Annotated in this window: 6 protein-coding genes; 4 read left to right on the forward strand and 2 right to left on the reverse strand. The window is 31.8% G+C overall.

The window, feature by feature from the left end:
• From IAI56_RS14265 to IAI56_RS14275, 3 genes are all read left to right on the forward strand, one after another.
• The coding region (locus IAI56_RS14265) for a T9SS type A sorting domain-containing protein (RefSeq protein ID WP_187658507.1) at positions 1 to 358 on the forward strand (358 nt) is incomplete at its 5' end.
• A 149-nt stretch (positions 359 to 507) separates the two neighbouring features.
• Positions 508 to 3,330 (forward strand): GH92 family glycosyl hydrolase, encoded by a 2,823-nt coding sequence (locus IAI56_RS14270; protein ID WP_187658508.1) that lies wholly within the window; start codon positions 508 to 510, stop codon positions 3,328 to 3,330.
• 87 nt (positions 3,331 to 3,417) lie between these two features.
• Positions 3,418 to 4,188 carry an amidohydrolase gene (locus IAI56_RS14275; RefSeq protein WP_187658509.1) on the forward strand — a complete coding sequence of 257 codons (771 nt, stop codon included), beginning with the start codon at positions 3,418 to 3,420 and terminating at the stop codon, positions 4,186 to 4,188.
• Here IAI56_RS14275 and IAI56_RS14280 read toward each other — a convergent pair.
• Together IAI56_RS14280 and IAI56_RS14285 are read right to left on the reverse strand one after the other, a co-directional pair.
• A complete protein-coding gene (locus IAI56_RS14280; RefSeq protein WP_317192420.1) occupies positions 4,185 to 5,783 on the reverse strand; it encodes an Ig-like domain-containing domain in 1,599 nt (532 codons plus the stop codon). The genes IAI56_RS14275 and IAI56_RS14280 overlap by 4 nt on opposite strands.
• Positions 5,784 to 6,275: 492 nt before the next feature.
• Positions 6,276 to 6,959, reverse strand: coding sequence for a ComF family protein (locus IAI56_RS14285; RefSeq protein ID WP_187658510.1), 684 nt, complete (start codon positions 6,957 to 6,959; stop codon positions 6,276 to 6,278).
• A 301-nt stretch (positions 6,960 to 7,260) separates the two neighbouring features.
• On the opposite strand from IAI56_RS14285, the gene IAI56_RS14290 reads away from it, so the two are divergent.
• A complete protein-coding gene (locus IAI56_RS14290) occupies positions 7,261 to 8,883 on the forward strand; it encodes a hypothetical protein (protein ID WP_187658511.1) in 1,623 nt (540 codons plus the stop codon).
• Positions 8,884 to 9,839 lie beyond the last annotated feature (956 nt).

Consider the following 9,839-nt stretch of genomic DNA (forward strand, 5'->3'; position numbering starts at 1 on the left):
TTTTTTTTATATGCAACCCAACGGAGGTCTTCTTGTTGGAGGTTCTTTCAAAAGTTTTCAAGGTGTAACCGAGCGTTCTTTAGTTCGCTTAACTAATCAATCTTTTTTGGATGTCAATACAAATGAACCAACCCAAAAAATATTTTTATATCCTAATCCAACAAAAGATATTTTACATTTTTCTGATATAAACGAAAATATAAAGTACCAAATTACTAATTTATTTGGTCAATTAGTTCAAAAAGGAGTTGTAGTAAATAAGCAAGTTTCTACTGAATCCCTTCAAAATGGAATGTATATTATCGAAATTCAAAACGGTACCCAAAAAAATAGATACAAATTTTTGAAACAATTATAATTTCATTTCAATCTTCTTTTATATGATAATTCAACATGAAACAATCTTTTAAAAATAGTTTTGTTTGGCACAATAGAGAAATCAGATCTAATTAAAATTGTATTCCCCATAAAATTTTCTCAATTTTATAACAAATTAAAATCTATTAAATGAGGAATATACTTTTTGGAATACTTTTCATTTCCACCACAACATTTTCTCAAGAATTTGTAAAAAACGTCAATCCATTTATTGGAACCGACGGTCATGGACATACTTATCCAGGCGCAACTGTTCCGTTTGGAATGGTGCAACTTTCACCAGATACCCGAATTGATGGAAGTTGGGATGGCTGTTCAGGTTATCATTATTCTGATAAAACGATTTACGGATTTTCGCATACGCATTTGAACGGAACTGGAGTTTCTGATTATGGCGATATTATGTTAATGCCAACTATCGGCGAACCGTCATTTGACAACAAAATCTATTCTTCTACATTTTCACATCAAAACGAAAAAGCTTCCACCGGATTTTATAGCGTAAAACTGGACAAACACAATATTGACGTTCGTTTGACTACATCAACTCGAGTTGGATTTCATGAATATACATTTAATGAAAGCGGTTTGACCAATATTATTTTAGACTTAAATCATAGAGACAAATTACTAGAAGGTCAAATTCGAGTAATTGATGATAAAACAATTGAAGTGTTGCGAAGAAGTGAAGCTTGGGCAAGAAACCAATACGTTTATGCTCGAATTGAGTTTAATGTTCCGATGAAAGTTTCAAAAATGAACAAATCAAATTCAGAATCGCTTGAAATTTCTGGAATGAGTTTCTCAAAACAAGTCAAAAAAGGAGAAAAAATACTCGTAAAAGTCTCGCTTTCGCCAACAAGTTATGAAGGAGCAAAACTCAATTCATCCGAAATCAAACATTGGGATTTTGAAAAAGTTAAAAAAGAAGCTGAACTATTTTGGGACAAAGAACTTTCTAAAATTCAAATTACAGAAACCAATAAAGACAAGTTAGTCATTTTCTACACCGCTTTATACCATACAATGGTTCAACCAAATATTGCTCAAGACATCGACGGAAAATACCGTGGTCGTGACAATAAAATTCACGTTGCCGAAGGATTTGATTACTATTCCGTTTTCTCGCTTTGGGATACATTTCGAGCAGCACATCCGTTGTATACTTTGATTGACAAAAAAAGAACTGCCGATTTCATCAATACGTTTCTGAAACAATACGAACAAGGCGGAAGATTGCCTGTTTGGGAATTGGCTTCCAATGAAACCGATTGCATGATTGGTTATCACTCGGTTTCGGTTATGGCTGATGCTATGGCAAAAAGAATTACGGGTTTTGACTATGAAAAAGCATTCGAAGCCGCAAAACATTCAGCAATGTTAGATCATTTAGGATTGGATGCTTATAAAAAACAAGGATTTATTTCAATGGACGATGAACACGAAAGCGTTTCAAAAACCCTAGAATATGCTTATGACGATTGGTGTATTGCACAAATGGCTCAAATTTTAAACAAAAAAGAAGATTACGATTATTTCATGAAACGTTCTCAAAACTGGAAAAACATCTTCGATTGGAATACTGGTTTTATGCGACCAAAGAAAAATGGCGGTTGGGACAAACCTTTCGATCCGCGCGAAATTAACAATAATTTCACCGAAGGGAATTCATGGCAGTATTCCTTTTTTGTGCCACAAGATATTCCCGGAATGATTGAAGCATACGGCGGAAACGAAAAATTTGAAGCCAAACTTGACGAAATGTTCAACAGTGAAAGTAAAACTACAGGTCGCGAACAAGTAGATGTTACAGGATTAATTGGACAATACGCACACGGAAACGAACCCAGTCATCACATGGCGTATTTGTACAACTACATTGGAAAACCTGAAAAAACTACCGAAAAAGTACATTACATTCTAAACAATTTCTATAAAAATTCTCCTGACGGATTAATAGGAAACGAAGATTGCGGACAAATGAGCGCATGGTATGTGTTGAGTTCGATGGGAATTTATTCGGTTACGCCTGGGCAAATTAAATGGTCAACCGTTGAACCTTATTTTGAAAATATTAAAATTAATACTGATAAAGGTTTAAAGATATTAAACAAAAAAACTCCGAAAAGTTATTTTAAATTTTTAGACACCAAATATGAAAAATATGCAACCACAAATGATTTTGATATCGCATATGCTGTAAAAGAAGAAGAACTGATAAAAGATATTGTTCCAGTTCCAGTAATTGAAGCTGAAAGTAAATCGTTTAAGGATAGAATGATGATTGAGATTTTGTCCCAAAATCCAAAGGAAAAAATATACTATATAGTTTTTGAAAAGGACGTTGACTATTCAACCATAAAAATGACTTATGTTCCATACTTAAAACCATTTTATATCGAAGCTTCTTCAACAATACAAGCTTATCTTAAAAATGATAATGAACATAGTCAAACCATTTCAGCAACCTTCTTCAAAAAACCAAACAATTACACTATCGACATTAAATCCAAGTACAATCCGCAATATCATGCTGGTGGAAATGACGGTTTGCTAGATGGAATTTTTGGAACAGAAAATTGGCGAAAAGGCGATTGGCAAGGCTATCAAAGTCAGGATTTTGAAGCCACAGTTGATTTACAGGAAATTAAATCCATTTCTGAAATTCATTCCAATTATTTGCAAGACCAACGTTCTTGGATATTGATGCCAACGAAAGTGGAATATTATACCTCTGTAGATAATCTCAATTTTACTTTACTTGGAACTAGCAATAATGACGTAAATCCAAAACAAGAAGAAAACAGCATAAAAGATTTCCGCTGTATCTCAACGCCAATAAATGCTCGATATATAAAAGTCAAAGCCTTTAATTTCGGCAAACTACCCGAATGGCATCAAGGTTTTGGTGGTGATGCTTTTATATTTATTGATGAAATAACGATTAAATAAAAATACAGAAACACAGATCAAAGAAATTAGATAAATTTTAAAAATTTCTTGAATTTCTCAAATCTGTGTTCCAAAAAGTTTAATAAAATGAAAATAGCCCTAATGCAAACTTCCCTAATCTGGGAAAACCCAACCGAAAACCGTAGCCATTTGGCACAAAAAATCACCGGTTTTATGGAAGACGTCGATTTGATTGTTTTACCCGAAATGTTTTCGTCTGGTTTTACGATGAATCCAAAAGCCGTTGCCGAAACCATGAATGGTGAAACCGTTGCTTGGCTTCAACATTTGGCGAAAGCTAAAAATTGCGCCATTACAGGAAGTTTAGTCATTGAAGAAAAAGGAAAGTTCTACAACCGATTGGTTTTTGTATTTCCAAATGGCGATATTCAGCACTATGATAAACGCCATCTGTTCACTTTAGCTGGCGAAGACAAAGTATATTCCGCAGGAAAAGATAAACTAATTGTAGAATATAAAGGTTTCAGGATTTGTCCATTGATTTGTTACGATTTGCGTTTTCCAGTTTTTTCTCGAAATTTAGAAAATTATGATGTGTTGCTTTATGTTGCCAATTGGCCAAAAATCCGAACCAATGCCTGGGATATTTTACTCAAAGCACGTGCTGTAGAAAACATGAGTTATGCAATTGGCGTAAACCGAATTGGAACCGACAATAATAAACACGAATACATTGGTCATTCGCAAGCTGTTGATTTTCTTGGAAATTACATACTCGAACCACAAGAAACGGATTCGGTATTCATCATCGATTTAGACAAAGAAAAATTACTAGAAACCAGAAAAAAGTTAGCTTTTCTTGATGACAAAGATGATTTCAAATTCAACACAATTTAATTCGTCATCCTAAATGTTTCGATGACATCCCAATTAGGATTAACTTTTATCTGATTAGGAAAATAAATCACTTCTTCCGATTGTCTTTTTTGAAGAAAATTTCCTGTATCCCAAACACCATTTTTGTTATCGTCATAAATAGCACGAAGAGTATAAGTATTCGGTTCCAAGGCAAAAAATTCTACAACAGGATTATTTTCGGTTATGGCAGTAGCTTTTACTTTTCCATCTTTGTCTGTTAATTCAAGAATAATAGGGAATCGTTTGGCATTTTCTAAAGTCACTTTTATATAGCCATAATCAGTAACATTTCTCGTAGTCACTTTATAACTCAACGTATCATTAACGTTATCATAAAAATCAGTCATCGCGCCTGGCAAAGCTTTAATAACATACTTTTCTTGTGGTTCCAATTTGAAATCCAAAAACATTTTTTGTTCAAATTCGTCATATTCTGTGGTAAAATTTACCGCAACCGAATCTTTATTGATGATAGAAATTTTGCTCTTGTCAAATTTCACTAACGGAATAGAACTGTTCAACGCATAGCGTTCGCGCAAAGAAATAATACCAGTAAATGCTGGCGAAATTTTTAATGAATCTTTCTTTTGATCTTTAATTTTAGTCCAAAATTCCTTTTTAAAGTTATCTTTTTCTACCGAAACCAATAGCGAATCAACTTTCATCGGTTTGTACCAAACTTGTAGCGAATCTTTCTTTGGAAACTGTGTTACTATCGACGGAATTTCGGTTTCGCCGTTTTTAACTGAAACTTTAGCGCCTTTTGGTTTTCCTTCATAACCAACCAGAATTCTATTTCCCGAAGCTTGCGTTGGTTTTATCGCTTTAAAATCCAAAACTTCCTTAAACAATTCTAATTCAAAAATAGTATCATTCGGAATCGTAATGTAGTCTTTTTGAAAACCAATTTTGTCCGATTTCGGATTGTATTTATTATTTCCGTTGTCTTTCAGCGCAATCAGAAGATATTTTCCTGCTTTAATATTGTCCAAAGTCACTATTTGCAAGCTGTCCAAAGTATTCGTAATATAACTTGGCGTTTCTTTATAAATCGTCGAATCGGTGTATTTTTCGTTGATTTCATATAACATTACAGAAACAAAATTATCCGTTTTTTTCTCAAAAGCATCTTTCACTTTCACGTTCAATTTCAGCGAATCGATATAACTTCCAGTCGAAAAAACATACTTAAACTGCGAATACGGATTTCCTTCATTATTATCTTCAATACTTTGCCCAAAATTCATACTATACGTAGTATTGGGTTGCAACGTATCTTTAATTTTAATTGTAATTTTTTTAGAAGCATTCATCGGCAAAATCTCCGGCGGATATTTCAACAGTGGCGAAACAATCAACTGTTTATTGATATTTTTCATCTTAACATATTCGTCAAAATTCAACACAATCTCTTTAGCCGTAAAATTCGTAGAAAGATTTTTAGGAAAACTCGCCGTCAAAACCGGAGCAATCGTGTCTTTATCGCCGCCAGTAATGTTACCACGTTTCGCACAACTAGCGGTAATCAATAACGAAAACAAAAAAAGTAATCGAAGAATATATTTTGGCATCATTCGTTTTAATTTCAAACCACAAAATAACAATTATATTTAAAGCTAACGAAATGTTTTTAAGTAAACTTAACACCACAATCACCCAAAAAATAGCAAAATTCATTTGGAGCGAAACTTTCGGGCAGTATCAGTCGACCATTTTCCTGCTTTCCGTTTCAATCTTTTTATTGTTGTCACATCGAGCGCAGTCGAGATGCCTATTTAAAAACAATAAAAAGGATTTCCACTTCAAACGAAGTTCACCGAACTCCAAATAAAATAAAAGTATAAGTGAGGTAATCAGGGCTAATTGAAAAACCATTTGAATTTTTGTAAACTTTTCTAAACAGTTTGTATTTGAGAACTTTGTCAAAGTTTAAAACTTTGACAAAGTTGATTATATATTATTTATTAAACCTCAGACCTGACAGGTTTTAAAAACCTGTCAGGTCTAATTCAACAGTATCAATAAAAACTTAAATGACCTTAAATTCCTTATATGGTAAAAAAAAATCACTGATGCGACATTGCCATACAAACAATACTAATTTTCGCATCCGGAATTTTCAACAACGCTTTACTACAAATCTCCAAAGTTGAACCTGTCGTAACCACATCGTCAATCAAAACAAAATGTTTCCCGTGATGATTTTCGTTAAAAACAGCTTCAAAAGTTGCCTCTTTAACTTCAATTCTATCCAATAAATCTTTCTTCGTTTGAGTTTTAGCATACACATTTCGCCTAAGAATCGTTTCATCAAACGGAATTCCAAGTTTGTCCGACAACGCTTTCCCAAATGCATCCACTTGATTATAACCACGTGTTTTTCTTCGTTTTTTGTGCAACGGAACCGGAATAATAAAATCGGCTGAACAAATAATTTCAACATTTTTCAATTCTTCAGCATACCAATACCCAATCGCTTCGCCAATTTCTTCCTGACCTTTATATTTCAACTTGTGAATCATTTCCTGAACAATTCCTTTTTTATGAAAATAAAACAACGCACCAGCAAACTCCAGCGGAACACGACCATAAAACTTTTTCATCACTTCATTTTCCTCAATCTTATGATGATTCGTCAACGGAATATCAAATCGACATTGCGTACAAATCACCAATTCATTCGTCAATAAAAACGAAGAACAACCCGCACAGCTTTTAGGAAAAAATAGATTTACTAAGTGTTGAAACATAAAAAAGATATTTTCTTACATAAAAATATAAAAAAATTTTAATCAAATACATTTTACATCAGTTTTTTAATCAAAACTATATTCTATAAAAAATACAATGTTAGTGATGCTGACGAAGGAAGCATCTCATTTGGATTATTAGTATCTGTAGTGAAAACAAAACACAAGAAAAATATCGCTATTAAATTTTAATTTTTTAGCTTTGGATAACTTAGAAAATACTTATTTATACGCAGATACAATCAAATTGTTCTTATTACTTTTAAAAAAGTTTAGTGCCAACCAAAAACCAATTTATTTTATGAAGCAACACATTAAAAAAATCCAATTTCTAGTAATTGCCCTTTTCACAATTATGCTGAGTAGTTGTAGTGATGATTTGTATCATCAAGGTTCAAAACCAGTAACAAAAAACAAAACAGTTTCCATTGAAGAATTCAAAAGAAATACCGGATTACACAATTTTAGTAAAACCTTTAAAATTCCAAAAGATAATACTATTGCATACCGAAATGCAGATGGAAGTTATGAATTGAGCGATTTTGACATCAATTTTGACTACATAAAACAAGTTGTAGTAGAAAACAAAATAAGTTATACTTTCAATATTGTACCTAAAATTGTAACCAGTAAAAGTATCTTCAATCTCGTTATTTACAACCATGATGGCAATTGGGAAACATCGATTTTGGAATTAATTCCCACTGATGAAAACTTTGACAAACTTTTAGCAGGTATTGACAATGAATTTGAAGGCAGTATTAGACAAGTTTATTCGGCTAGAATTTCAGGTAATTGTTATACAGTAGCTTATTATGTAGAAAGTTGTACCTATGGCGATTCTGATGCTTGCAGAATAACTTGTGATCAATGCAATCTTTGTATGACTTTAGTTCGATACAATGTTTGTAATGAGACCGAAATCATCCAACCTTTATATCCACTCTCAGGTGGCGGTGGCGGAGGTAGTATAGGCTCAGGAAGCGGATTAAGTGATCCTAGCGGTTATATTTTTGACCCAAACATGTATGAACTAGGAAGTAAAAAATACCAACAAGCAAAAAACGCAGCTGAATTTTGGCATGGATTGTCTGTAAGCCAGCAACAATGGGTTTATGGAAATGAAAACGAAAATAATTTTGAAACTTACAGAGATATTATTGCTTATATCAATAGACCTGAAAATATAAATAACAATGAAGCAAAGGATTTTGCTAGAGAATTAGTGAATTTTGTAACCGCAAATAATAACTCACCTGAAGCTATACAAGAAATAAGTAGTATTCTTGACTTATTAAAAGATGGAAAAGTTAATGGTCAAGATGTTCTTGTTGCACCAGACGTAGCAATAACCGACATGGCTGACTATTTAAGTTGTTTTGATACTTCACAACCCGCAATAATAACCTTGTATGCTGATCAACCTATCAGCGGTTCAAAAATAATTATTTCACCTACATTAAATGTTGGTCATGCATTTATTTCAATAAGACAAGGAACGAAAATTAAGACATTAGGATTTTATCCAATTAGCACATTAGGTTCAGCGTTACCAAATCCATTAACACCAGATCCAAGAGATTTTTTATCAACACCTGGTGTTTTTGGAAATGACGAAAATCATACATTTGATGTAAGTATAACAACAACTATTACTTCAACTCAATTATCAAATATCATTACTAGTACTATTGCTGTTGCACAAAGTAATCCGCAATATAATCTTGGTTCAATGAATTGTACGGATTTAGCTATTTTAATTTTTAACAATAGTAATATAGAAGTCCCAAGTTGCGAATCGCCTGGTCCATGGAGTGGACAAACACCAGGTACATTAGGCGAAGTGATTCGTGATTTAGTTTTACCAACAGGTTCAACAAAAAACACAACTGGAGGAACTGCGCCAGCTAACAGTAATAATTAATTTATGAAAACAATTTATTTAAAAATAGCGGTATTAATCAGTTTTTTGATAATTATTTTTCCAAGTCCACATGTGATATTACCTAATGGAATTGTACAATTATTGTTTTTATTTCAAACATTTTGGTCGTTTTTTTATGAAGATTTTAATCAAGAAATGGTCATTGCAAGTTTGACTAATTTAATTGTTTGCATAAGTTTAGTTTTTGTTATACTAAAAAATAAAAAAATAAATCTTTACGGGATAATTATTCAACTTAGTTGGATAATCTACGTCTTTAAATGTAAATTTTTAAGTTATTGGTACTTTACAATTCCCACAACAATTTACTTAATCTTAAGTTTAGTTTTAATATATTTTCTATTCTTTAAGAAAGAACTTAAAGATAAAACAGCTAAATAATTAATACTTTTATTTATATCAACCAAAGTTTTATAAAACTTTGGTTGATATCTTAACATAGAATGTTTTTTTTTATTAATATAATTCTATCATTGGAACTTTATTTTTACCAAATGGAGCAACCAAAAACACTTCTGGCGGCAATGCGCCAACTAACAATAATAATTAATTTATGAAAACAGTTTATTTAAAAATAACAGTGTTAGTAAGTTTTTTATTTATTATGATGCCAAACGAAAAGCTAACGTTACCTATTATTAGTATAGTTTTAGTAAATTTAATAGAAATAATTGAGTATTTTCCGGATAGTGGTTATAATTTCAATTTTGATTATGAAACTTTTTTTGTTTTTTTTGTTTTATTAAGTTTTTTAATATTGTTTGTAAGAAATAGATTTTTAAACTTAATTTCGCTAATTATTCAATACACCTTTACGATATATTTAATTTGTTATTTAAAATATCTCAACGACACACTTTTTTTAATTACAACCTCAATCTATTTAATTTTAAGTCTAACATTGGTGTATTTTCTATTCTTTAATAAAGAATTTA

This window comes from Flavobacterium macrobrachii, from assembly GCF_014486675.1.
Classification (GTDB): domain Bacteria; phylum Bacteroidota; class Bacteroidia; order Flavobacteriales; family Flavobacteriaceae; genus Flavobacterium; species Flavobacterium macrobrachii.

Bases quoted from the DNA above. Each gene is read 5' to 3' on its own strand.
- IAI56_RS14270 (WP_187658508.1), top strand. From the start codon at position 508: ATGAGGAATATACTTTTTGGAATACTTTTCATTTCCACCACAACATTT.
- IAI56_RS14275 (WP_187658509.1), top strand. From the start codon at position 3,418: ATGAAAATAGCCCTAATGCAAACTTCCCTAATCTGGGAAAACCCAACC.
- IAI56_RS14280 (WP_317192420.1), bottom strand. From the start codon at position 5,783: ATGATGCCAAAATATATTCTTCGATTACTTTTTTTGTTTTCGTTATTG.
- IAI56_RS14285 (WP_187658510.1), bottom strand. From the start codon at position 6,959: ATGTTTCAACACTTAGTAAATCTATTTTTTCCTAAAAGCTGTGCGGGT.
- IAI56_RS14290 (WP_187658511.1), top strand. From the start codon at position 7,261: ATGAAGCAACACATTAAAAAAATCCAATTTCTAGTAATTGCCCTTTTC.